The 25,167-nt window shown below is 39.5% G+C and carries 23 protein-coding genes; 16 read left to right on the top strand and 7 right to left on the bottom strand.

Annotated elements, in window-relative coordinates; translation table 11 throughout:
• Window positions 1-10: 10 nt before the first annotated feature.
• The 3 genes from odhB to sucD all read left to right on the top strand — a co-directional run bounded on the left by odhB (window position 11) and on the right by sucD (window position 3,413).
• On the top strand, window positions 11-1,222 hold the full coding sequence (odhB, locus tag A6E04_RS10750; protein ID WP_065611333.1) for a 2-oxoglutarate dehydrogenase complex dihydrolipoyllysine-residue succinyltransferase: 1,212 nt from the start codon (window positions 11-13) through the stop codon (window positions 1,220-1,222).
• 152 nt (window positions 1,223-1,374) lie between these two features.
• Window positions 1,375-2,541: an ADP-forming succinate--CoA ligase subunit beta gene (gene sucC / locus A6E04_RS10745; RefSeq protein ID WP_012549635.1), complete on the top strand. Its 1,167-nt coding sequence runs from the start codon at window positions 1,375-1,377 to the stop codon at window positions 2,539-2,541.
• The gene (gene sucD / locus A6E04_RS10740) at window positions 2,541-3,413 is read left to right on the top strand and encodes a succinate--CoA ligase subunit alpha (RefSeq protein ID WP_017022432.1); all 873 of its coding nucleotides are present in this window, start codon (window positions 2,541-2,543) and stop codon (window positions 3,411-3,413) included. The genes sucC and sucD overlap by 1 nt, the downstream gene beginning before the upstream one ends.
• Before the next feature lie 97 nt (window positions 3,414-3,510).
• Here sucD and znuB read toward each other — a convergent pair whose 3' ends face one another.
• Window positions 3,511-4,296 carry a zinc ABC transporter permease subunit ZnuB gene (gene znuB / locus A6E04_RS10735; RefSeq protein WP_065611331.1) on the bottom strand — a complete coding sequence of 262 codons (786 nt, stop codon included), beginning with the start codon at window positions 4,294-4,296 and terminating at the stop codon, window positions 3,511-3,513.
• Complete coding sequence (gene znuC / locus A6E04_RS10730; protein WP_012549638.1) at window positions 4,293-5,063, bottom strand: zinc ABC transporter ATP-binding protein ZnuC; 771 nt, start codon at window positions 5,061-5,063, stop codon at window positions 4,293-4,295. The genes znuB and znuC overlap by 4 nt, the downstream gene beginning before the upstream one ends.
• Window positions 5,064-5,151: 88 nt before the next feature.
• Here znuC and znuA point away from each other — a divergent pair, with 88 nt between their 5' ends.
• Both znuA and mepM read left to right on the top strand, forming a co-directional pair.
• Window positions 5,152-6,045 carry a zinc ABC transporter substrate-binding protein ZnuA gene (znuA, locus tag A6E04_RS10725; RefSeq protein ID WP_017022434.1) on the top strand — a complete coding sequence of 298 codons (894 nt, stop codon included), beginning with the start codon at window positions 5,152-5,154 and terminating at the stop codon, window positions 6,043-6,045.
• Window positions 6,042-7,382 carry a murein DD-endopeptidase MepM gene (gene mepM / locus A6E04_RS10720; protein WP_023603597.1) on the top strand — a complete coding sequence of 447 codons (1,341 nt, stop codon included), beginning with the start codon at window positions 6,042-6,044 and terminating at the stop codon, window positions 7,380-7,382. The genes znuA and mepM overlap by 4 nt, the downstream gene beginning before the upstream one ends.
• 59 nt (window positions 7,383-7,441) lie before the next feature.
• Here mepM and A6E04_RS10715 read toward each other — a convergent pair whose 3' ends face one another.
• Window positions 7,442-8,212 (bottom strand): phosphoribosylglycinamide formyltransferase, encoded by a 771-nt coding sequence (locus tag A6E04_RS10715; protein WP_012549641.1) that lies wholly within the window; start codon window positions 8,210-8,212, stop codon window positions 7,442-7,444.
• A gap of 358 nt (window positions 8,213-8,570) precedes the next feature.
• Between A6E04_RS10715 and tyrS the strand changes: the two genes are divergently transcribed.
• Window positions 8,571-9,851, top strand: a complete 1,281-nt coding sequence (gene tyrS, locus A6E04_RS10710) for a tyrosine--tRNA ligase (protein ID WP_065611329.1) — start codon at window positions 8,571-8,573, stop codon at window positions 9,849-9,851.
• A 136-nt stretch (window positions 9,852-9,987) separates the two neighbouring features.
• On the opposite strand, the gene A6E04_RS10705 is transcribed toward tyrS, so the two are convergent.
• The gene (locus A6E04_RS10705; RefSeq protein WP_065611327.1) at window positions 9,988-12,360 is read right to left on the bottom strand and encodes a YgiQ family radical SAM protein; all 2,373 of its coding nucleotides are present in this window, start codon (window positions 12,358-12,360) and stop codon (window positions 9,988-9,990) included.
• A gap of 346 nt (window positions 12,361-12,706) precedes the next feature.
• A complete protein-coding gene (gene dcuC, locus A6E04_RS10700) occupies window positions 12,707-14,074 on the bottom strand; it encodes an anaerobic C4-dicarboxylate transporter DcuC (protein ID WP_017022439.1) in 1,368 nt (455 codons plus the stop codon).
• A gap of 325 nt (window positions 14,075-14,399) precedes the next feature.
• Between dcuC and A6E04_RS10695 the strand changes: the two genes are divergently transcribed.
• Together A6E04_RS10695 and A6E04_RS10690 are read left to right on the top strand one after the other, a co-directional pair.
• On the top strand, window positions 14,400-15,107 hold the full coding sequence (locus tag A6E04_RS10695; protein ID WP_065611325.1) for a hypothetical protein: 708 nt from the start codon (window positions 14,400-14,402) through the stop codon (window positions 15,105-15,107).
• Between the two features lie 67 nt (window positions 15,108-15,174).
• Window positions 15,175-15,369, top strand: a complete 195-nt coding sequence (locus tag A6E04_RS10690) for a DUF4250 domain-containing protein (protein ID WP_012549646.1) — start codon at window positions 15,175-15,177, stop codon at window positions 15,367-15,369.
• 17 nt (window positions 15,370-15,386) lie between these two features.
• On the opposite strand, the gene A6E04_RS10685 is transcribed toward A6E04_RS10690, so the two are convergent.
• Window positions 15,387-16,298 (bottom strand): LysR substrate-binding domain-containing protein, encoded by a 912-nt coding sequence (locus tag A6E04_RS10685; RefSeq protein ID WP_065611323.1) that lies wholly within the window; start codon window positions 16,296-16,298, stop codon window positions 15,387-15,389.
• Between the two features lie 220 nt (window positions 16,299-16,518).
• Between A6E04_RS10685 and metE the strand changes: the two genes are divergently transcribed.
• The gene (gene metE, locus A6E04_RS10680) at window positions 16,519-18,843 is read left to right on the top strand and encodes a 5-methyltetrahydropteroyltriglutamate--homocysteine S-methyltransferase (protein WP_065611320.1); all 2,325 of its coding nucleotides are present in this window, start codon (window positions 16,519-16,521) and stop codon (window positions 18,841-18,843) included.
• Between the two features lie 69 nt (window positions 18,844-18,912).
• On the opposite strand, the gene A6E04_RS10675 is transcribed toward metE, so the two are convergent.
• A complete protein-coding gene (locus tag A6E04_RS10675) occupies window positions 18,913-19,071 on the bottom strand; it encodes a YqaE/Pmp3 family membrane protein (protein ID WP_012549690.1) in 159 nt (52 codons plus the stop codon).
• A 247-nt stretch (window positions 19,072-19,318) separates the two neighbouring features.
• Here A6E04_RS10675 and A6E04_RS10670 point away from each other — a divergent pair, with 247 nt between their 5' ends.
• The 7 genes from A6E04_RS10670 to A6E04_RS10640 are packed head-to-tail and all read left to right on the top strand — an operon-like array spanning window position 19,319 to window position 25,164.
• Window positions 19,319-20,233 (top strand): hypothetical protein, encoded by a 915-nt coding sequence (locus A6E04_RS10670; RefSeq protein WP_023603593.1) that lies wholly within the window; start codon window positions 19,319-19,321, stop codon window positions 20,231-20,233.
• A gap of 1 nt (window position 20,234) precedes the next feature.
• Window positions 20,235-21,383: a beta-ketoacyl-ACP synthase III gene (locus A6E04_RS10665; RefSeq protein ID WP_017022444.1), complete on the top strand. Its 1,149-nt coding sequence runs from the start codon at window positions 20,235-20,237 to the stop codon at window positions 21,381-21,383.
• Entirely contained in the window at window positions 21,383-21,799 is a 417-nt protein-coding gene (locus tag A6E04_RS10660) for a DarG family dialkylresorcinol biosynthesis protein (protein WP_065611317.1), read from the top strand. The genes A6E04_RS10665 and A6E04_RS10660 overlap by 1 nt, the downstream gene beginning before the upstream one ends.
• Before the next feature lie 9 nt (window positions 21,800-21,808).
• Window positions 21,809-22,810 carry a BtrH-related acyltransferase DarH gene (gene darH, locus A6E04_RS10655; protein ID WP_065611315.1) on the top strand — a complete coding sequence of 334 codons (1,002 nt, stop codon included), beginning with the start codon at window positions 21,809-21,811 and terminating at the stop codon, window positions 22,808-22,810.
• Window positions 22,810-23,733, top strand: coding sequence for an ABC transporter ATP-binding protein (locus tag A6E04_RS10650; RefSeq protein WP_065611313.1), 924 nt, complete (start codon window positions 22,810-22,812; stop codon window positions 23,731-23,733). Before darH ends, A6E04_RS10650 begins: the two co-directional genes overlap by 1 nt.
• Window positions 23,726-24,898, top strand: a complete 1,173-nt coding sequence (locus tag A6E04_RS10645) for an ABC transporter permease (RefSeq protein WP_065611311.1) — start codon at window positions 23,726-23,728, stop codon at window positions 24,896-24,898. Before A6E04_RS10650 ends, A6E04_RS10645 begins: the two co-directional genes overlap by 8 nt.
• On the top strand, window positions 24,895-25,164 hold the full coding sequence (locus A6E04_RS10640) for an acyl carrier protein (protein WP_065611309.1): 270 nt from the start codon (window positions 24,895-24,897) through the stop codon (window positions 25,162-25,164). The genes A6E04_RS10645 and A6E04_RS10640 overlap by 4 nt, the downstream gene beginning before the upstream one ends.
• Window positions 25,165-25,167 lie beyond the last annotated feature (3 nt).

Genomic DNA, 25,167 nt, shown 5'->3' with positions numbered 1-25,167 from the left:
GAAAACGGATATGACAATCGAAATTCTGGTTCCAGATTTACCTGAATCTGTAGCAGACGCTACTGTAGCAACATGGCATAAACAACCTGGTGATGCAGTTGAGCGTGATGAAATACTTGTAGATATTGAAACAGATAAAGTGGTTCTTGAAGTACCGGCTCCTGAAGCTGGTGTACTCGAAGCTATTTTTGAAGATGAAGGTGCGACGGTTCTTTCTAAACAGTTGCTTGCTAAAATCAAACTAGGTGCAGTTGTTGGTGAGCCAACAAAAGATGTGACGAATGAGACGGAGTCTTCTCCTGATAAACGTCACACCGCATCGTTAGCAGAAGAGAAAAATGACGCATTAAGCCCTGCGGTACGTCGTTTACTTGGTGAGCATGACATTAAAGCATCAGATGTAAAAGGCACCGGTGTTGGTGGTCGAATTACTCGTGAAGATGTTGATGCACATGTTGCAGCATTAAAAGCAACATCAGCAAAAGCCACGGTATCTAATGAGCCAGCTGCGCCATTAGCTCATCGTAGCCAAAAGCGCGTACCAATGACTCGTCTTCGCAAAACAGTAGCAAGACGTTTATTGGAAGCGAAAAACAGCACGGCAATGCTAACGACGTTTAATGAAGTAAACATGAAACCAATCATGGAACTTCGTAAGCAGTATCAAGAGCAGTTTGAAAAGCGTCACGGCACTCGTTTAGGTTTCATGTCTTTCTATGTGAAAGCGGTAACTGAAGCACTTAAACGCTACCCTGAAGTGAACGCATCCATTGATGGTGATGATATTATTTATCATAACTATTTTGATATTAGCATGGCGGTATCTACGCCACGTGGTTTAGTGACTCCAGTACTTAAAGACTGTGATGCACTTGGCTTTGCTGATATTGAAAAAGGCATCAAAGAGCTTGCAATCAAAGGCCGTGATGGAAAATTAGCGGTTGAAGACTTGATTGGTGGTAACTTTACTATCACAAATGGCGGTGTATTTGGTTCGCTTATGTCGACCCCAATTATTAACCCACCACAAGCTGCAATTCTAGGTATGCATAAAATCCAAGATCGCCCAATGGCGGTTGACGGAAAGGTAGAAATTCTACCAATGATGTATCTTGCACTCTCTTATGATCACCGTCTAATCGATGGTCGTGAGTCAGTAGGTTTCCTCGTAACGATTAAAGAGTTACTTGAAGATCCTGCTCGCTTACTACTAGACGTTTAGTAATAAATATCTAGAAATAAACAAAGGCTATCATGCTCACGATAGCCTCTTATTCAACTTCATTATTGGATAAAAATAGAAAGATGCCTTAGAGCGTCTTAGGACATTAAAAATTCCCATTAAAGGGAATAACATAAAATGGATAGAACATAATGAACCTACATGAATATCAAGCAAAGCAACTCTTTGCAGAATACGGCCTTCCTGTACCCGAAGGTTACGCTTGTGATACGGCTCAAGAAGCTTTTGAAGCGGCTGGACGTATAAGCACTGCGAAAAAAGTGGTTAAGTGTCAAGTCCACGCTGGTGGTCGCGGTAAAGCGGGCGGTGTTGAGCTGCATGACACAAAAGAAGGCGTTAAAGAATTCGCTCAAAAGTGGCTAGGTAAAAACCTAGTGACTTTCCAAACGGATGCTAAAGGCCAACCAGTAACGAAAGTCTTGGTTGAAGAAGCATCAAATATTGCAAATGAATTATACCTAGGTGCGGTTGTTGACCGTGCTACGCGTCGTATCGTGTTCATGGCATCGACTGAAGGTGGTGTGGATATTGAGAAGATTGCTGAAGAAACTCCAGAGTTAATTCATCAAGCGGCTATTGACCCATTAGTTGGTCCTCAAGCTTTCCAAGGCCGTGAATTAGCCTTTAAACTTGGTCTTGAAGGCGATCAAATTAAGCAATTCGTTAAGATCTTTCTAGGTCTTGGCAACATGTTTGCTCAGTATGATTTAGCGCTACTTGAAATTAACCCACTTGTGGTAACGGCAGAAGGTAACCTTCTGTGTCTAGATGGTAAAATTAACATTGATTCTAATGCTATGTACCGTCAACCAAAACTGCGTGAAATGCATGATCCATCTCAAGAAGATGAGCGCGAAGCACATGCAGCACAATGGGAATTAAACTACGTTGCCCTAGATGGCAGCATTGGTTGTATGGTAAATGGTGCAGGCCTTGCTATGGGCACAATGGATATCGTGAATCTACACGGTGGCCAACCTGCTAACTTCCTAGATGTTGGCGGCGGTGCAACAAAAGAGCGTGTAACAGAAGCCTTTAAGATCATCTTATCAGACAGCAATGTAAAAGCGGTTTTGGTTAACATCTTTGGTGGTATTGTTCGCTGTGACCTTATTGCTGATGGCATTATTGGTGCGGTTGAAGAAGTGGGTGTAAAAGTACCTGTTGTTGTTCGTCTTGAAGGTAATAACGCACCACTAGGGTCACAAAAACTGGCTGAAAGTGGCCTAAATATCATTGCGGCTACTTCATTAACTGAAGCTGCTGAAAAAGTTGTTGCTGCTGCGGAGGGCAAATAATGTCTGTACTAATTAATAAAGATACAAAAGTTATCTGCCAAGGTTTCACTGGTGGCCAAGGAACATTCCATTCAGAGCAAGCAATTGATTACGGAACAAAAATGGTTGGTGGCGTATCACCAGGCAAAGGTGGTCAAGTTCATTTAGGTCTTCCTGTATTTAACACCGTTCGTGATGCAGTTGAAGCAACTGGCGCAACCGCTTCTGTTATTTATGTACCTGCACCTTTCTGTAAAGATGCGATTCTTGAAGCAATCGATGCGGGCATCAAATTAATCGTAACGATTACAGAAGGTATTCCTACGCTTGATCTTCTTGACGTTAAAGTTCGTCTAGATGCTGAAGGTGTTGTGATGATCGGTCCTAACTGTCCGGGTGTAATTACTCCTGATGAATGTAAGATTGGTATTATGCCTGGTCACATTCATAAAAAAGGTAAAGTAGGTATTGTCTCTCGTTCAGGTACATTGACTTATGAAGCCGTGAAGCAAACAACGGATGAAGGTTTCGGCCAATCAACGTGTGTTGGTATTGGTGGTGACCCAATTCCGGGTTCAAACTTCATTGATATCCTAAAGCTATTCCAAGAAGATCCAGAGACTGAAGCAATTGTAATGATTGGTGAAATCGGTGGTACAGCGGAAGAAGAAGCGGCTGAGTTCATTAAGCATAATGTAACTAAACCTGTAGTTTCTTACATTGCAGGTGTTACCGCGCCTCCTGGTAAGCGTATGGGGCATGCTGGTGCAATCATCTCTGGTGGTAAAGGTACTGCTGAAGATAAGTTTGCAGCACTTGAAGCTGCAGGTGTTAAAACAGTTAAGAGCCTTGCTGATATCGGTAAAGGATTGCGTGAAATCACTGGTTGGTAATCAACTGTTGATATTCCCGTAAAAATAAACCCCGAGTTCTTGTGAGCTCGGGGTTTTTATTTATGGGTATTATCTAAAGCTTATTATATTAAGACTGCTATTGAGTCGTTTTCTTTAACTGAGATAACATAAAGATAGCCGCGCCAGAAACAACAACGGAAGGGCCCGCTGGGGTATCGTAGTGCCAAGAAAGGGCAAGACCTGCAATAACGGCAATACAACCAAAGATTGATGCGAATAGCACCATTTGTTCTGGTGAACGAGAAAAACGTCGAGCGGTAGCAGCAGGAATAATTAGCAACGAAGTAATAATTAATGCACCAACAAACTTCATTGATATCGCAATAACCAACCCAACCATTAGCATTAAGACTAAACGCATTAACTCTACATTTACTCCCTCAACTTGAGCCAATTCTTCACTGATCGTGGATGACAATAGTGGGCGCCATACAATGTATATCAAACCTAAAACGATGATAACGCCGGTATAAATATAAATTAAATCGTCATAAGTAACGGCAAGTAAATCACCAAACAAATAAGACATTAAATCCACACGCACATTATCTAAAAAGCTGACAGCAACGAGTCCTAGCGAGAGAGAGCTATGCGCTAAAATACCAAGTAAGGTATCAGTTGCGACTAAACGTTGTTTTTGTAGCGTAACTAATAATAATGCGATGGCAATACAGCAGACGATCAACGCTAAATTTAAGTTGATGTCGAATAAAAAGCCAAGAGATAACCCAAGTAAAGAGGCATGAGCGAGAGTATCGCCAAAATAGGCCATTTTTCTCCATACAACGAAAGAACCTAATGGCCCTGCAAGTAATGCAATGCCTAATCCTGCTAAAAGAGCAGGAAGTAAAAACTCAATCATGATGATGCCTTTTTATTTTTACTGCAGCATGAACCATTGGTAGGTTCACCAGAAAGATCATGATTGTGGTGGTGGTCATGATGGTAGAAGGCCAATTCTTGATCTCGTTGTTGACCAAATAATGCAATGTATTTAGGGTGTTTAGAGATCGACTCTGGCGCACCAGAACAACAAATATGATGCTGCAAACAAATGACCTCGTCTGTTTTCGCCATCACAAGATGCAAATCATGAGAGACCATAAATATTGCGCAATTAAAACGATGACGAATTGACTCTATTAGCGCATACAAACTGATTTGACCTTGAACATCGACACCTTGGGCTGGTTCATCAAGTACTAGTAAGTCTGGACGTTGTAGCAGTGCTCTTGCGAGTAATACCCGCTGAGATTCGCCACCCGATAATTTATGCATATTTGAGTTAAGTAAATGTTCAGCCTCGACCAGCTTTAATGCATCAAGGTATTCTTGTTGGCTGTATTTTCCCGCTAACTTCAAAAAGCCTTGTACTGTTAGAGGAAGGGAGTCATTTAAATGTATTTTTTGAGGTACGTAACCAATGCGTAATTTTTTTTCTCTTTTAATCTGACCACTGGTCGGTTTTTGCAAACCGAGAATAGCTTTCACTAACGTTGATTTACCTGCACCATTGGGACCAATCAAAGTAATGATCTTATTTGATTCGATGGATAATGAAATATTATCGAGAACATGACGGTCATCAAAGACAACGCAGACATCTTGTAAAGTGAGTAAAGTAGTCATTTTAAAATAAGAGTCGTTTGCAATTAGTAAGTGTTATAATGTAACATTTTAGAAATCCAACCGCCATCACATTTTTTAAGAGAAGAAAATGAGTAAAAAAAATCAATTTATTGCCTTATGTTTATGTACATTGTTAAGCGCTCAAGCTCAAGCAATGAACGTGTTGTCATCAGTGAAACCGATTAACCTAATCGTGCAAGAACTGACAAATGGCGTGTCGGAGTCCTCTTACTTGGTTCCACAAAGTGCTTCTCCACATGATTATGCATTACGTCCTTCTGATATTAAAAAAATAAAAAATGCCGATATGATCATTTGGTACGGAAATGATTTAGAACCTTTCCTAAGTAAAGTGTTAGCGGACCAAAAAAATGTCATCACGATCAGTGAATTTAGTTCGGTTGATTTTTATCATTTTGATCAACATGGCCATGACGATCATGCCGAAGAAAGCGGGCATCATCACAATACTGATCCGCATTTTTGGTTAGGCCCAAAAGAAGCTTTGGGTGTCGCAAAAGAGATAACGGTTCAATTGATTAAAATTGATCCATTGAATAAAGACCAATATAAGTCTAATCTTGCAGCCTTTGAAAATAAGTTAGCACAGGCTGTGGAGACTATTTCAAAGCAATTAAAACCAGTGCAGAGTAAAGGCTACTTTGTCTTTCATGACGCATATGGTTATTTTGAACGTTATTTTGGAATGAATAACTTGGGGCACTTTACGGTGAGTCCGGATAGAAAACCGGGTGCAAAAACTTTGATTAATATAAAAAAATCACTTTTAAATCAACAAGCGGTATGTGTTTTTTCTGAACCTCAGTTTGAACCGGCAATTGTGACTACAATTACCAGAGGAACAGAAGTGCATAAAGGGGAACTTGATCCTTTAGCCATACAGCAAGCGGATGAAAATGGGGCTTATTTTATATTTCTATCAACCATCAGTAATGAGTTATCACGTTGTCTAAGTCAATAAAATATAAAAAAGCCATCGCGGCTAAAGTAGGTACATTATCAAAAAGACATAAGTTTATTTTATTGTCTTTATCTCTGTTTACCTGCGTTATCTTAATTTGGGAACCTACCCACAGTCTAGGTACTTCCTCATCAGTTCAAGGTCGAAATGAAGTGTCATTATCAAGTGATAATCTTCAAACATTAGCCGATCAAAACAGTGAACCTGTTGAGACAATCTTTGAACAAGATGATCCTAATTTCAATGCACCTAAAGATGAACTCGATAAACAGTTAGATGCAGCAGATACTGTGCATTCTCATACTGTGGCAAGCGGTGAAACACTCGGTGAAATATTCAAACAATATGCGCTACCAATGGCGGATATGTATTCATTATTGGATGTGAATAAGTCAGCAGCGAACATGAGAGTTGGTGCTGATCTTGAATGGCAGCAAGATAATGATGGAAAATTAACTGAACTTAAAATTCATCGTAATATAAAAGACACTGATGTTTACGCGTGGAGTGGTGATAAATACACATTTACGCAGTTAGAAGAGAAAGGTGAAATTAAACCGGTATTTCTAACGGGCAGAGTGACGAGTAACTTTTATAACTCAGCACGTTCAGCAGGATTAACGCCTGGACAAATTCAAACATTGGCTAAGCAATTACAGTGGAAATTTGATTTTGGCAGAGAAGCACGTAAAGGTGATAAATTTGCGGTTGAGATAAATAAAGAATTTATTGATGGAAAAGCAGTGTCATCTGGTGAGGTTGAAGCGGTACTGTACAAAAATGGCAGTAGAGAAATTACCTTACTGAAACATACGGATGGTCATTATTATGATGTTCAAGGCCGAAGTTTAAACCGAGCATTGGATCGTTATCCAACACATGAGCGTTTTAGAATCAGTTCGCCATTTAACCCATACCGAAAACACCCAATTACAGGGCGTATTTCACCACATAATGGGACAGACTTTGCTGCTCCTGTAGGCACCTCTGTTTATGCGACGGGTGATGGAGTGGTTGTTCGAGCTTTACACCATCCTTTAGCGGGTAATTATGTGATTATTAAGCATGGCCGTGAATACATGACGCGTTACCTTCACTTGAGTAAGATTTTGGTGAAGAAAGGGCAGAAAGTATCTATGGGCGATAAAATTGCATTAAGTGGTAATACAGGACGCTCAACAGGGCCACACCTGCATTATGAGCTGATTAAAAATGGGCGAGCGGTAAATGCAATGAAAGTTCCTTTACCTCAAGCTTCGCCTGTAGATAATAGCGAAAGAGCACACTTTAAACAGCAAGCAAAACTCACGATTGATGCATTGCGTGATCAAGTTTAATTATCCAGTGTGATAAAAAATGTAAGCCTTTTCTAATACAGAAAAGGCTTTTTTTATGATTAAGCCAGAGCTTGTGTTGGGAGGTAAGATTTCCAAGCGTTAGCATATAAAGATTGAGATAATGCTCTCAGTTTTGTTATGCGTGCTTGTTCAAATTCAGTGAAGTTCCTGTCCTCGACAAATACAAGACGTTCCATATTTTGTATTTCTTCGTAAATTTTATGTTCAGCGCCATTCTTAACAATCGCGATGTCTTTTAAATGCAATTGGACTTCTGCAACGAGTTTTGTTTTTGGCAATTCAACTAATAGTTTTATATCTCGATACCCTGATTTAGCTGGTGTTGAAAAACGATTCGTTACACTCAGTATGGTTGTTTCTCTATTTAATGATTCATAAGCAGTCACGAGATCAGGAATGGAATCAGCGACGATGGTTGCTCGTGCGATGTCTGTGAGCTTGTTTACCTGCCCGTTTAATTCTTGCTCTATTTTTAATAAAGCGCGCTCGCTACTTTTTACGCCAGCAAATTGAGGCTGAGTATTTGAAATCAGAGCGGTTTCTTTACAAATATTTTCTAACTCTCGTTGAGCTTGATGAGCTTTAGAATTTAAGATGTCGAAATCGGAATAAGGTTGATGTGAAAACTGGTTCCAACTTTCAATAGAAAGTAGGCCATTTAAGCTATGAAGGACATGATGGCGATCTAATTCTGATTGGTTAGCTTCTTGAAAATCAGGTTCAATGGACTCAATTAAAGAGGCTGCTTGTACTTGAGGTCGTCCAAAGACGAGAACCATTAAGACGGCAGCGCGGGCAAACTTTTTCATTCTTTTTCCTTAGCAAGATAGAAAGAAATAGCAACTAAGTAAAGCGTATCTTAGCAACACCTACTAATGAAATATGGGCATAGTTAGCAGATTCAATACCTAGCAAATAACCATTATTTAGGTTTGAGTTAGGCATCACAAAATGACACTTTATGACGTAAATATAGGTCAAAATTTGAACTTTTCTAATCTGGAAATGAAAGCAATTGTAACGAGAATATTTGATATTAATTAATCATAAGAGATTGATACGGCGACGAAGTGCCTTTTTAGTCACTAACTCTGTTATTTAGCCGCTAAATGTGTAAAATCGAGACTTCTTTTTTATACCGAAATTTAGAGTACAAGTAGGTTATCTATGACAGCAACAAATGAATTATTGCAGGATTTAAAAGCTCGTGGGCTTATTGCACAGTGTACAGCAGATGAAGAACTTGCTGAGCACCTATCTACAGACTGTCGTACTCTCTATTGTGGTTTCGATCCGACAGCAGACAGCTTACATATTGGTAGCCTTGTTCCTCTTTTAGTGCTTAAACGTTTTCAACAAGCAGGTCATAAGCCATTAGCGCTTGTTGGCGGTGCAACTGGCCTAATTGGTGACCCAAGCTTTAAAGCGGCTGAGCGTCAATTAAATACATCAGATGTTGTTGGTGATTGGGTTAATAAAATCCGTGCACAAGTGTCTGCATTTGTTGATTTTAATGAATCAAAAAATGGTGCAGAAGTGGTGAATAACCTAGATTGGATTGGTGAAATCAATGTAATCGAATTCATGCGTGACATTGGTAAGCATTTCAGCGTAAACGCAATGATTCAAAAAGAATCAGTGAAGCAGCGTATTGACCGTGAAGGTTCTGGTATTTCATTTACTGAATTCAGCTACATGCTACTTCAATCATACGATTTTGCTGCATTGAATAAAGCGAAAGAATGTACGCTTCAAATCGGTGGTTCTGATCAATGGGGTAACATTACTGGCGGTATCGATCTAACTCGCCGTATGAACCGTAATAAAGTATTCGGCCTAACGCTACCTCTAGTGACTAAATCAGACGGTACTAAATTCGGCAAAACAGAATCAGGTACAATTTGGTTAGACCCAAGCAAAACGTCACCATACGCATTCTTCCAATTCTGGTTGGGAACAGCAGATGCTGATGTATATGATTTCTTACGTTTCTTCACATTCTTATCTGTTGATGAGATTGCTGCTATTGAAGAGAGTGACAAAAGTGTACAAGGTCGTCCTGCTGGCCAAGGTGTACTAGCTAAAGAAGTCACTCGCTTAGTGCATGGTGAAGAAGGTTTAGCGTCTTCTGAGCGCATTACAGCCGCGTTATTCTCTGGTGACTTAGCCTCTCTAACTGAAACCGATTTAGCACAATTAGCACAAGATGGTCTACCAACGACTGAACTTGAGACTTCTGAGCAAACTATCGTTGAAGTACTGACTCAATCTGAACTAGCAAAATCAAATAAGATGGCGCGTGAATTTATCGGTAACGGTGCGGTTTCAGTGAATGGTGAAAAAGTGGCTGATGCTGAAGTGATTCTGAAAAAAGAAGACGCATTATTCGGTAAGTACAGCGTGATTAAGCGTGGTAAGAAACTGTTTAACTTATACATCTGGAAATAATATTAGCTTCCGTTGATGAGGGATTTGTCTCTCATTCATGGGAGATAAATTATTCATTGTTCAGATAATAAAAAAGCGAACCGACAAGGTTCGCTTTTTTTATGCATGTTAATTTGTTCTATTTAAGAAACAGTAATTAACGGTGTTTTGGTTTATTACGTTTTGGTGCTGAACCGTTTGGCTTATTTGCAGTAGGTTTACTGCTACCAGGTTTGCCATTACCACTTGGTTTGTTGTTTGAATAACCGTTGCGAATCCCATTCTTTTGACCGCTAGAGGCTGGTTTATCTGAACCAGAATTCCCTGTACGGTTTTGTTGCTGTCCTTGTGTAGCAGGCTTGCCACTGCGGTTACTGTTATTTTGACCACTGCGATTATTGCTAGTACGAGGATCACCATCAAACTGCGCTTGCGTATGCTTAGTTGCAAAGCGTTTTGCGCCATGACGACCTGTTTGACGACGTTCAGCCGGTGTTTGTGTATCAATGTCATGTTCAGGTACTAAACAGTGTGGTTTATCACCAATAAGGTGCTTTTTACCCATCTCAGTTAATGCTTCACGGATCATTTTCCAGTTTTTAGGATCATGATAACGCAATAGGCCTTTGTGCAGTCGGCGTTGACGCTCACCTTTTGCAACGGTCACATCTTCACGTTTTTTATATTTAACGCGTTTTAGTGGGTTGGTTTCTGAGTAATACATTGACGTTGCATTACACATTGGTGATGGATAGAAGTTCTGAACCTGATCACACTCAAGGTTGTTCTTTTTCAGCCACATCGCTAGATTCAGCATGTCTTCATCTTCTGTGCCCGGGTGAGCCGAGATAAAGTAAGGGATCAGATATTGTTTCTTACCTGCTTCTTTGCTGTATTTCTCAAACATTGTTTTGAAGCGATCGTATGACCCCATCTCAGGCTTCATCATAAGATCTAATGGGCCTTTTTCAGTATGTTCAGGGGCAATTTTTAAGTAACCACCAACGTGGTGAGTCACTAACTCGCGTACGTATTCTGGCGATTCAATCGCTAAGTCGTAACGAACACCTGAGGCAATTAAGACTTTCTTTATGCCTTTTACTTGGCGTGCTTCACGGTACAAATCAATCGTATGTACGTGATCGGTATTTAACTTGTCACAGATCTTAGGGAAAACACAAGATGGTCGACGACACGTTGCTTCCGCTTTTGGTATTGAACAACCTAAACGGTACATATTTGCTGTTGGGCCACCAAGATCTGAGATCGTACCGGTAAATCCAGGAACCTTGTCGCGAATTTCTTCTAATTCATTAAGAATTGATTTTTTAGAGCGGTTTTGAATGATACGACCTTCGTGCTCTGTAATACTACAGAACGAACAACCACCAAAACAACCACGCATAATGTTGACTGATGTTTTAATCATCTCATACGCAGGGATTTTTGCTTTGCCATACATAGGGTGTGGTACGCGCGCATAAGGCAGATCAAACACAAAATCCATTTCTTCTGTTGTCAGAGGAATTGGCGCTTGGTTTACCCATAACTCACGATCACCATGACGTTGGATTAATGCACGACCAGAATATGGGTTCGTTTCTAAATGCATAATACGACTAGCATGAGCATAAAGAATACGGTCACTGTTTAATTTTTCAAACGGTGGAATGCGAATTGCTGTTGTTTTTGAATCATGGCGAGAAGCGGTTACCGTAATAACTTGTGGTTGCTCTTCTTTCACCTCAGCTTTATTAGTTTCGCATTGCTCTTCTGTCGCGTATGGATTGATAGGAACAAAAGCAGCTTTGCCTGGTTTCTCAATACGAGACGAATCAATGATTTTAAATCCTTCAGGTTCGGCTGCGAGGTTAACGGCAGTACCACGGATGTTGGTCATTGTTTTCACGTCTTCACCACTAGCAAGACGGTGAGCAACCTCAACTAACGCACGTTCCGCATTACCAAACAGAAGAATGTCGCCTTTTGCATCAAATAATACAGAACGGCGAACTTTGTCAGACCAGTAATCATAATGTGCTAAACGACGAAGGCTTGCCTCAATACCACCCAATACGATAGGGGTATCTTTAAATGCTTCACGACAACGTTGAGAATAGACTAATACCGCACGATCAGGGCGCTTACCGCCTTCATTGTTTGGAGTGTAAGCATCATCGTGACGAAGTTTTTTATCCGAGGTATAACGGTTAATCATGGAATCCATGTTACCCGCAGTGATACCAAAGAATAAGTTTGGTTGACCAAGAGCCATGAACTCGTCTTTGTTTTCCCATTTTGGCTGGGCAATGATACCAACGCGGAAGCCTTGTGCTTCTAGCAAACGTCCGATGATCGCCATACCAAAACTTGGGTGATCCACATACGCATCCCCAGTTACAATGATAATGTCGCAGCTATCCCAACCAAGTTGGTCCATTTCTTTACGAGATGTCGGAAAGAAAGGGGCTGTTCCATAGCATTCTGCCCAGAATTTCGGGTATTCGTTTATTGGAGTTACGTTGTGCATTAGTTCACCTCAGAATTTGGAGGCCGAATTATACCGATTTGAGAGTGTTTTAACCAGAAAAGAAAGGCCCCTTTCTAAGTAAGAGAATTATTTGAAGAAAGATTATAAAAATAAACGGTAAAGATAAGCGACAGAAGTGGCGGAGAGAAAGAGAGCGACAAGGATGGCTGTTTGTCTAATCATTACTAATTTACCTATTAATTGTAGATTCATATTTGAGGTAAATATATAGGTTATCGATGCATTTTGGGTGAGCAAACTGTAAATTCTTTGTGATAAAGGTGCCTACTGTAATAAAAAACGCCAGTAGTTTTACACTGCTGGCGTTAATATGGTTTTTTCTTAATTATACGTACATAGGAACCAGTACCATTGTACCTACGATAACCGTAATTAAACCGCAGATTACAGGGACAGAAGTACGTTTAACTACTTCAAATGGACTGATTTTAGCCATACCAGATGTCGCAACGATAACCCCTGATACCGGTGAAATAGTACGACCAAGGTTAGATGCTTGAAGCATTGGAATGATTAAGAATGCAGGGCTTAGACCCATTTTATCCGCAAGTTGTGGAGCAAGCTCAACAAAGGCATAGAATGGTGCGTTACCCGAACCGGTAGCAATTGCAGCGGCTACGGTTAAACCAGTAAGAAGAAGCATTAACGCCATACCACCAGCACCAGCAGAATCAGCAAGGTGAAGTAGGTTATCAATGGCACCTACTGACATTAGACCTTGTGCAAATACGCCTGCCGCTACCAATAGCATTACCACACCTTTGAACGCATCGGCCATGCCTTCGTAGCATGATTCTAAATCTTCAAGTGTTGCTCTGCCGTTAAAGCGATTAGTAATGAAATTGACGATTGCGCCAATAAAGATAGACGCTACAACGATAGTATAAATATCTAAAGATAAACCAGGGATCGTTTCACCGTTGAAGATAAAAACACCCACAATTGGCAAGAAAGGCAAAATTGCATAATAAGAAGGCGCGTTTACTTCCATTGCCGAAATATCCACTTTTTCCATTGGCGTGTTTTCTTTCTTATCTAGATATTTGTTCCAGAAGAAAGCGGCGGCTGCCATTACAATGATTGCACAGATAGAAACTGGTAATACCGTTTCAACCGCAAAGGTATGTAAAGGAAGGCCAGACTTTTCTGCTGCAACAATAACATCACCAGAGGTCGGAGAAAGAATGATTGCGGCTGGTGAAGCACAAACGGCTACTGCTGCTGGGCGAGAAATACCCATTGCTGTCATCATTGGGAAAAGGGTCGCCATTAACAGCACACCAAGACCTGTTGCCGAACTTACAGCAAGAGACATTAAACATGCCACAATGTAAGCCGCTACAAGTAACACATAAGGTGATTTAATAAATGCTAATGGTTTAGAAAATTGTTTAACAACGACATTATTTGCGCCAATGTGAGTCATGTAAGAAGCAAAACCACAAAGTAGCATGATTTGCATACCCAAGCCGCCCCCACGATATTGCAGCATGTATTTCACGTATTCTAATGCGTCGGTTAATAAGTTACCTGTTGTCGCAACTTTAGCTGGTAAAACAGTATGACCTAATAAACCCGCAATCATTAATAACGCTAAACCCGCAGTCAGTAGAACACCGGCAGCCTTATATCCTTTGACAATAAAGTAACCAACCAAAACGGTGATCACTAAACCAATCATTAACTCCAACATGGAATTTCCTTCTATAAAGTTTCAAAAATACAAAAATTGTGTAACTTACATACACTTTCTTACACATTTCATAATAGAAACTTACCTAAGTTTTGTTTGTGGCACATCACCTAGTTAACTTCATTATGATCTAAAACAAACAATAATTAATTTTGTTAATAACATGCTATTGGCTTGTTGTTCTTGTTGCTATAAAAGGATAATAAGTTGAAAGAGATGATGTGATGTTTTGAGATGTTGAGTAGGTATGGTTGTTTTTTCACCGTCACTAGACGAAGTTAAAATAGGGTTTATACTAGCGTTATTCTAATCCAGTGGCGTAATTATGTTTTTTCAAACCTTACAATATATTCTTATTCCTGCACTGTTAGGTGCACAAATCCTGTTAACTATTATTTTGCATAAAGGTGATATTTGTCCTGGTCAACGAGGACGCATTCACAAATGGTTACCAGTATTAATTTTAGGTTGGTGTCTTATTGCGGGGGTTGGGATGACTTACGCGATAGTTTTTGCCATTAACCTTATTCCTGCTATTGCCATTGCTGGGTTTTATTTTAGTGTTAAAACCAGTAAAACTCGAGATAAAGGGCCTCTAATTATTATGGCTCTAGCAAATGGGTTTGCAGCCGCAAGTTTTGTTAACTTAGCGTTAGGCTCTGGCTCATTTACGCAATTGTTTTTTGCTCTTATTGGTCCTTTCTTATTTGGTGCTCTGTTAACTCATCTTTTATTAACGTTGGCACGAACTCGCTTACAGGCATTTCATCGATTATTACCCATCAGTGGAATTATTAGCGGCATAGTGATGGTTGTTATTTTACTATGTCAAACCCTAAGTATTCATGAAATCTTCTTAGACAGAATGGCCGTTAAGTTGGGGATTGGTTTAGGACTGATGTTACTGAGCCTTGGTTTATGGAACTTTCATTTGTTTAATAAGCAAGCCGCTAAATGGCAATTTTTAGTACCAGCAAGCATTATTATGGCTATTTCTGGTTATTATCAATTTCAGTTGTTTTTTGTGATGTAGCCCACGCCTTACTTCCAAAATCTGGTCTATTCTAATCTTGTCTCTTAAGTAACATGGAGGGTGAAGATTGGATTTAAGTAATGCTCATGGCCTAGAAAGTGGAATTCTGCTCGGCATCATTAACGAAAAATTGCGATTGGAATGTCACAGTCTAGAAGAATTATCCAGAATGTATGAGCTTGATACAGAAGGAGTTCAAGACAAGCTCAGTGGCTTGGGTTATAAATATGACCCATTAACGAATCAATTTAAGAATAAATGATTTTAAACATACCTCATTTAAGTCATTTTAATACCATCTAAATGACTCTGGCTCTGCTGTTTCGCAGTAGAGAAAAATGCTTGTAAATATTTTTTATCATGTTCGCTGTCTCTAACGGCAGCGAACAATCTTCGCCATAACCCTTCCCCTAATGGTTTACTTTCAATCAACCCCTGTCGTGAAAATTCGCTAATTGCCCAATTCGGCAATGCTGCAACCCCTAATCCTGCGGATACCATCTGTATTAACATTAATGTGTTTTCTGCCTGCTTCCATTTAGCGGGTTCAACGTTGTTTGGCGATAAAAAATGCTTAACCACGTCCAAGCGTTGCTTTTGTACTGGGTACGTCATCATGGTTTGATCGATCAAATCTTCCGGTTCAATGTATTCTTTACTTGCAAGAGGGTGATTGGTTGCCATGACCAGACGTATTTCAAAATCGAACAAAGGTTCGTAATGTACTTCATTTCGAGGTTGAATATCAGAAGTGATAACCAGATCTAAATCGCCATTAACTAATGCCGGTAAAGGTTCAAAACCAAAGCCAGATGAAAAATCCAATTCTACTTCTGGCCAACCGACTTGATACTCTTTAATTGCAGGCATTAACCATTGAAAGCAAGAATGACATTCGATAGCCATGTGCAGCCTTCCATGAAGATCTTCTTTTAAACTTGCGATGTCATATTCAGCTCTGGCCATTTTAGGCAAAATATCATCAGCAAGCGTTAACAGTATTTCACCTTCAGACGTAAATTTGACTGGGCGAGTTTTCCGTAAAAAAACAGTGCCACCAAGACGAGTTTCAAAATCTTTTAATTGATGAGACAGTGCTGATTGAGTGAGGTGTAGGGCATTCGCTGTTGCGGTTAATGATCCCGTATCTCTAAGTGTGACTAAGGTTTTTAGGTGTTTTAATTCAATCATTATAATTCCTCAAGTTCCGTTTGAGTCAGTTCAATAATCTTCACAGTAAAGTGAAAAATCGTTAAAGTAAACATCTAGACGGCTAAATGATGTTAATACTTTAATTAAAAAATTATTGTTGTTGAAATAAATTCATAATCAATGTGAATATTTCTCCGTTGTGCCAGGTAAAGAAAAGAGTCATTGTTTAGCCATCCAAACGGCTAAGGGAATTAGAGCAATGACAACAGAATTGAAAACAAAAACAGTAACGCATATTTTAGGTTATCCACGAGTAGGCGCTCAACGTGAACTTAAGTTCGCACAAGAGAAATACTGGCGCGGAGAGATCGAACAAAAAGAATTATTATCAGTAGGCAGTGAGCTTCGTCAGCGTCATTGGAATGATCAGGCGGCGTCTGGATTGGATTTTGTTACTGCGGGTGATTTTGCTTGGTATGATCATGTATTAACGACAAGTTTATTATTAGGTCATGTACCTGCACGTCACAATACCGGTTTTCCTGATTTAGATACCTTATTTAGAGTTGGCCGCGGTCAATCACAAAATAGCTGTGGTTGTGGTGAAGCGGCTTCAGACATGACGAAATGGTTCAACACCAATTATCATTATATTGTTCCTGAGTTTTCAAAAGACGATAAATTCAACGTCAGTTGGTCACAATTGTTTGAAGAAATTTCAGAAGCACAAAAACAAGGTCATACCGTTAAACCCGTACTTTTAGGCCCACTAAGCTACTTATGGTTAGGTAAAGAAATTAACGATGAGGAAGTTGAGCAAGGGTTTGATCGTCTTTCATTATTACCGCGTGTATTAACGGCATACCAAGCTATTTTCTCAAAATTATCAGCATTGGGTGTTGAATGGGTTCAAATTGATGAACCTATTTTAGCGCTTGAATTACCAAAAGCATGGGCAGATTCCTTCAAGCTTGCTTATCAAGTGATCCAAAGTGATGTGAAGTTACTTCTAACCACTTATTTTGATGGTGTTGAACATCATTTAGATAAAATTACAGAGCTAGCGGTTAATGGGTTACACATTGATATATCAGCAGCTCCTAAGCAATTAGATACTATTGTGAATGCATTACCTAAAGACTGGGTATTATCTGTTGGTGCTGTCAATGGTCGAAATGTATGGCGAGCAGATTTAGAGCGCTTGCATGAAAAACTAGAGCCAGTAAAAGCGAAACTGGGGGGGAAGTTATGGATTGCAAGTTCGTGTTCTCTGCTGCATAGCCCTGTAGATTTGGAGCAAGAAACGGAATTATCACAAGAAACAACACAGTGGTTTGCGTTTGCTAAGCAGAAGCTAAAAGAAGTGACATTGTTGGGGGATGCACTTGATGGCAACCAAAACGCAATTCTAGCGTGTCATCAATACAGTCAACCATTACGAGAACGAGAAACCGCAGATCACATTAATAAACCGGCAGTGCAACAGCGCTTATCGGCGATTACCCCGGCATTGGCAGAGCGCGCAGAAGCGTATTCAGTACGAGCGCAGCATCAAGCTGAAAAATTAGGGTTACCATTATTACCAACCACAACCATTGGTTCATTCCCACAAACGTCTGATATTCGTCAACAGCGTAGTGCGTATCGTGCAGGTAAATTGAATGAGCAAGATTATATAGCTGCGATGAAAGGGCATATTGCCGATGCAGTAGAGCGTCAAGAGCGTTTAGATCTTGATGTATTGGTGCATGGTGAAGCAGAGCGTAATGACATGGTTGAATACTTTGCGGAGAACTTAAATGGCTTTCAAGCAACACGATTTGGTTGGGTTCAAAGTTACGGTTCTCGTTGTGTTAAGCCAGCTATCGTGGTTGCAGACATTGAGCGTGAAGCCCCAATTACTGTCGATTGGACTCAATATGCACAATCTTTAACGAAAAAACAAATGAAAGGAATGTTGACGGGTCCCGTTACCATTCTTGGTTGGACGTTTCCACGTGAAGATATTACCCGCAAAGAAATTGCACAGCAGTTAGCTCTCGTGTTACGTGACGAAGTGTCAGATCTTCAGCAAGCGGGCATTAATATTATTCAAATTGATGAGCCAGCGATTCGCGAAGGCTTGCCGATTAAAAAGAGCGATCAAAAAGCGTATTTAGATTGGGCAGTTGAAGCGTTTAAGATCTCAGCAGCCAGTGCAAAATCAGAAACACAAATTCATACCCACATGTGTTACAGCGAATTTAATGAGATTATTGAATCGGTGGCGGCACTTGATGCGGATGTGATAACGATTGAAACGTCTCGTTCAAACATGGAATTATTAAAAGCGTTTGAAGATTTTAATTATCCAAACGAAATTGGACCGGGTGTTTATGATATTCACTCACCTAATATTCCAAGTGAAGAATGGATTATCGGTTTAATTGAGACAGCAGCAGCGAAAGTTCCTGTAGAGCGTTTATGGGTGAACCCAGATTGTGGCCTTAAAACTCGAAACTGGAAAGAGACAGAAGCTGCGCTTGAAAACATGGTAAAAGCCGCAAAAGCATTACGTAAGAAATGGCAAGTTAACGCGGCTTAAATATCGTGTATTAAATAGAAAAAGCGAAGCTATATTAGCTTCGCTTTTTTATTGTTTAAATAGTTATGATTATCGAGTTGCGATCCAAAGACCATGAATCACTCCTGGTATCCAGAAAAAGACAGTTAGAATGATATTGATCAATAGATCTTTACCTACGCCTTTAGCAAAGAAAACACCGACAGGAGGAAGTAAAACACACAGAATAATTAATACGAGCTTGTTCATGATATCCCTAATTAAGTTTGTTAAATAAATGCATATAGTTTGTATGCTGTCTTTTTGTTAAGCGATATATCAAGGGTTATGTGATTTTTCGAAGTAACATCAGTTCATCTTTATTGATATTTATATAAAATAACCAAATGACGCCGTACATTTTGTTAAATCTAATGATTAGCTATTTATATTAAATATAGATGCTATAAAATACCTCGCAACTAATAAGCTCTTAAAGTTGTTTTAGGTCTCTTTTATGAAAAAAGTTCTCGTTATTTCTCACTCTCAAAGTGGACAATTAGCAAAATTTGTTGACTTAGCAACTGCCCCTTTACGTCAAACTGATTCAGTAAAAGTGGATTATCACTGTGTTGAACCTATCAATAAATACCCATACCCTTGGTCGTTTTATCCTTTTTTTGATGCATTCCCCGAAGCTATCTATATGAATGGCTGCGAAGTAAAACCTGCTGAGGATTTAGACGATGAATATGACTTAATTATTTTAGGTTATACGGTGTGGTTTTTGTCGCCCTCCATTCCAATCACTGGTTTTTTAAAAACACCACAGGCTAAAGCGCTTATTGAAGGTAAACCAGTTGTTACTTTTATTGCTTGTCGTGATATGTGGGTAATGGCACAAGAGAAAATGAAAGCGGTTATTGCCGATCTAGGTGGTACGCTGATTGATAATGCCGTATTAACGGATCAAGGCGGGTCTATATACGCTTTTATTACAACTCCTCGCTGGTTGCTTACCGGAAAAAAAGATCCGTTTTGGGTATTTCCCGCAGCGGGTGTATCAGAAAAAGACCTAAAAGAAAGCGAACGTTTTGGTCATCGCTTAGTCTCTGCATTAGATAATGATTTAGAAAAGAATAAAGAACCCTTATTGACGAAGCTCAATGCTGTGACAGTAAATGGGAAATTGGTTGGGTCTGAAAAAATCGCCACGCGTTCATTCATGGTGTGGGGAAAGTTAATTCAAAAATCGGGTAAACCGGGCTCCTTTCCACGAAAAATAGTCATTACTATATACGCCGTATTTCTTGCTTTAATGGTTCTAACGTTAGTGCCGATAAACTTGTTAGTAAAAAAATTAATCTCTCCTTTTAGAAAAAAAGCGGTTGAAGAAAGCATCACTTATTATGAAAAACCATCAGGACGTTAGAATGAATAACAAAGTATATATTAACGATATTCAGGCTTTTCTGCCGAATGAAGCCGTTAATAATAAAGAAATAGAACACGTCCTTGGGCAAGTGGGCTCTCGTCCTTCTCGTGCAAAAAATCTTATATTACGCTCTAACAAAATCAAACAACGCTATTATGCGATAAACCCAGAAACGGGTGAAACGACACACACAAATACGGAGTTAACCGCAGAGGCAATTAGAAAACTAAATTCAGTATCGTTTGATATTAATCATACTGAGTTATTGGCTTGCGGTACGACGATTGCCGATCAGATTTTACCTAATCACGCTTTAATGGTACATGGCGAGTTAAAGATCCCTGCTTGTGAAGTGATTGCTACCTCTGGTATCTGTCTTTCTGGCACCATGTCATTGAAATATGGCTACATGTCTATATTGAGTGGTCAGAGTAATAATGCCGTGGTGACAGGTTCTGAAAATGCGTCAGCCATGATGCGTGCGAATAAGTTTCAGGCAGAAATTGAGACGGTGGTTAGTGAATTAGAACGTCAGCCAGAAATCGCATTTGAAAAAGATTTTTTACGTTGGATGCTGAGTGATGGTGCCGGTGCCGCTTTACTGACATCTAAACCAAATGTCGATTCTATCTCTTTAGAAATTGAATGGATGATGCAGAAATCTTACGCGAATGAACTAGATGCATGTATGTATGCGGGAGCGGATAAGCAAGATGATGGTAGCTTAAAAGGATGGCGTGAGTACGAATCTCAAGCGTGGCTTGATCATTCTATCTTCTCGGTTAAACAAGATGTTAAGCAACTTAACGAAAATATTGTTGAGTACACCGTTATTAAACCCCTTAAAGAGTTGATTGAGAATGGCAAAGTAAATCCAGAAAGCATTACCTATTTTGTTCCTCATTACTCTTCAGGTTATTTTCGAGATCGCTTATATGAAGGGATGGTAGAAGCGGGTTGTGATATTCCACAAGATCGTTGGTTTACTAATTTGTCCTCTAAAGGGAATACGGGATCGGCGTCTATTTATATTATGTTGGAAGAACTGTTTCATTCTGGTTCATTAAAGGTGGGTGACATAGTGTTGTGTTATGTACCTGAAAGTGGGCGTTTCTCTACCGCTTTCATGCAATTGAAGGTGGTGTAATGGACGTAGGTAAGGTCCCACAAGATAATATCTCAACGTATGCGAATAATTCGAAAGCGGTATACGCAACCGATGAAAATGGGGACTATTCGGTTATTGCATCTACTGGGTGGGAAGTCGAAGAAGAAGTGACAAAGCAAGCGCTGAATGAGTTTGAACGTCAAGCGCTTGAAGCGTATGAATTGGTACGGCAAGGTGAAAAATCACCACTGTATTATCATATGTTTGCTCAACGAATGGATATCATGGTATTGGCTCAATCCGTCGGTTGGTTTCAATGGCGAGTTAAGCGTCATTTCTCTCCATCAGTGTTTGCCAAGCTTTCATCGGCCAAATTAGCAATCTACAGCGATGCCTTAGGGGTCTCAGTAAAGCAGTTAGCCTTACTCCCTAATCTTTCCAATAAAAATAAATAAAGCGTGCTCATGACCAATAATAACCAATTTAAACACCAACATTATGCACACTGTGAAAGTGGCGTTATGTCTTCTATGTTAACTCATCATGGATTACCGTTATCGGAACCAATGGTGTTTGGTTTATCGAGTGCGCTAGTGTTTGCTTATCTTCCTTTTGTGAAAATAAGTGGTATGCCATTAATTGCGTATCGCTCGATGCCTAAATCAATTATGAAAGGGCTTCAAAAAAATATTGGTTTGAAAATGAAATTAGAAACATTTTCTAAACCAGAACAAGGCACAAAACGATTAGATGAGTTATTGGAACAAGGTAAAATTGTAGGGGCTCAAACCTCGGTATTTTGGTTACCTTATTTTCCAGAAGAAATGCGTTTTCATTTTAATGCGCATAATTTGATCGTAGTAGGCAAAAAGCATGGTAGCTATAAAATCAGTGATCCTGTATTTGAGCATCTTGTTGAAGCAGAAGAAAAAGCACTACAAAAAGCGCGCTTTGTAAAAGGAGTGATGGCACCTAAAGGTTCTTTGTATTATCCAACGTACATTCCAGAATTTATTGATTATCGTAAGGTAATTGAGAAAAGTATTAAGAAAACTGCAAAAACGATGCTGAAAACGCCAGTGCCGATTGCAGGCTTAAAAGGAATGTATTTTCTTGCGAAACATATTCGTCAGTTAGCAAATAAAGATGAACACTACGCCAAATTATTTTTAGGCCATATCATTCGTATGCAAGAAGAAATTGGAACCGGCGGAGCTGGGTTTCGTTATATTTACGCTTCTTTTTTACAAGAATCGTCAGAGCTAATTAACAACGAAAAGTTGAAGGCCGCTTCTGTTGAAATGACCGCTATTGGTGATGAGTGGCGTGAATTTGCGCTCTTAATTGCCAAAGCCATTCGCCCAAGAAATAAAAATGCGATTGAGTTTGATGTTATTGCAACAAAGCTTGAATCTGTCGCTGAGCAAGAAAAGCAGTTATATCAGTTGTTAATGCGAGCGTTTTAATGATAGAGATTAACTCGCTAGATAAGTGTTATGGGAATAAGAAGGCCTTAGATGGGTTGTCATTATCGATCCCTGAAAACTCTATTTATGGCCTACTTGGCCCTAATGGAGCCGGAAAAACAACGTTAATCTCGATTCTAAATGGCTTGATTTCATTTGATTCGGGCGATATTTCGTTTTTTGATTTACCACTGAAAAAGAACCTAAAAATCATTCGTGAGCGCTGTTCTTTAATTCCACAAAGTTTGGCGTTTTATGAGCATTTAACGGTAAAAGAAAATTTGAATTTCTTTGCCGGCGTGCAAAAGATCAGAGGTAAAACATTGCAACATAACTTGGCGTATGCTGTTGATACGAACCGACTCTCAGCCATGATGGATCAAAAGTCAGCCACGTTATCTGGCGGTCAAAAGCGTCGTTTAAATATTGCGATTGGGTTATTAAACAATCCGGATGTGTTGTTTTTTGATGAGCCAACGGTGGGTATTGATCCTGAATCTCGCAATGAGATTTTAGATACGATTAAAGCGTACAAATCGGATAATAAAACCGTTATTTATACCTCGCATTACATGCCAGAGATTGAGAAAATTTGTGACCAAGTCGCCATCATGAATGCCGGAAAAGTAGTTAAGCAAGGTTCTATCTCATCAATGGTGAATAATGAAGAAAGCCAACAGGTCATTGTTGAGCTTTATCCTCATACTTCAATGCATTTACACTCTACAATTACCTTACTTGAAGACGTTTCCTTCATTGATGAAACGACTCTATTATTAAACTCTTCAAACAGTGATTTGGTTTCTGAAATATTGATTTTACTTGAAACTCATCATATTAAAATGAAGCAAATTCGCTACGGAACAACGACGTTAGAATCATTGTTCATCAATTTAACGTCTAAAGGCAGATCTGATGTTTAAAGCGATGTTGATAAAAGAATTCTTATTAGTCAGCCGAGATAAACATGCATTAGCGGCTTTGTTTATTATGCCTGCGGTGTTTATTTTGATTATGTCATTAGCGCTTAAAGATGTGATGAACGAAGATAAAGCATTAATGACGTATGCCCTTGTCGATCACGATCAAAGTTCAGGCAGTGAAGCCTTAATTAATAAGCTGTCTAATTTAACTGTATTAAAAAAGCATGAGTTAGCGTCTGATCATTATCTCTCACCTGAAGAGGAAGGTGTGCAATTTATCATCGACATTCCTGAGGGTTTTTATCAAGATGAGGTGCCACTCAATATTAGTGTAGCTGCCGATACTTCTCCGTCATTGCTGACTATTTTTAAAAATCAGATAGCACTTAGTTGGATGGGTAATCAGCTTGATGAAATGAAATCATCCAATCAAGACGGATTTGACTTCTTAGATGACGAAAACTCAAATGTCCCCGTTAATTTTGATGAAACGTCGTTAATAAAGGTGCAATACGCCAAATTATCGGAAGATGAGAAGCCAACGTCAACTCAGCAGAGTGTACCGTCCTGGATCGTCTTTGGTTTGTTTTTTGTCATCATTCCTATGTCGACGATTTTTATTAGTGAACAAAAACAAAATACCCTCATGCGTTTAAGTACCATGAATCTAAGTTTGCCCGTGTTGTTTGGTGGAAAAATCCTGCCTTATATGCTGATAAATCAAGTTCAGGTTTGGCTAATGATTGGGGTTGGTATGTATATTGTGCCTCTATTTGGTGCTGCGCCTTTAACTATTGGAGGCTCGGTTTTTGGGTTGATTTTAATCTCGTTGTCATTGAGCTTATCGGCTATTGGGCTCTCTATTTTAGTGGCGACAGCAGTCGATAGTATCGAGCAAGCAACCACTATTGGCGGGATCATTAATATTTTATTAGGTGCGATTGGTGGCGTTATGGTGCCTAAGTTTGTGATGCCAGAAGCGATGCAGAGCTTTGCTAATATTTCCCCGATGTCGTGGGGGTTAGAAGGGTTTCTGGATATATTTTTACGCAGAGGGACAGTAATTGATGTATTGAATGAATCCATTGCGTTGACTTTATTTGGTGTGGTGTCACTGTTGATTGCAAGCGTTATATTTACCTATAAACAAAGGAAAAACTCATGAAAGGCTCTTTAGATACTGAATTTAAAGTAAAACTAAAAACCATGATCTTAGAAGAGTGCGATAGAGAAGATATTTCGGCTAACGAATTGGCGGATGATGTCGAACTTTTTTCTGATGAGAGCGAATTAGAATTGGACTCTGTAGATGGATTGCAAATTTCAATGTTATTGCAACGCCATTTTAATTTACGTTTGGTTGATCCAAAAGAGTTCCGCAGGGTAGTTACGACGATTAATAACCTTGCCGACCATTTACAACCAGAATAATGA

The sequence above is a fragment of the Aliivibrio logei genome, assembly GCF_001691055.1.
Classification (GTDB): Bacteria; Pseudomonadota; Gammaproteobacteria; order Enterobacterales; family Vibrionaceae; genus Aliivibrio; species Aliivibrio salmonicida.
This window is presented reverse-complemented; position numbering and strand designations above follow the sequence as displayed.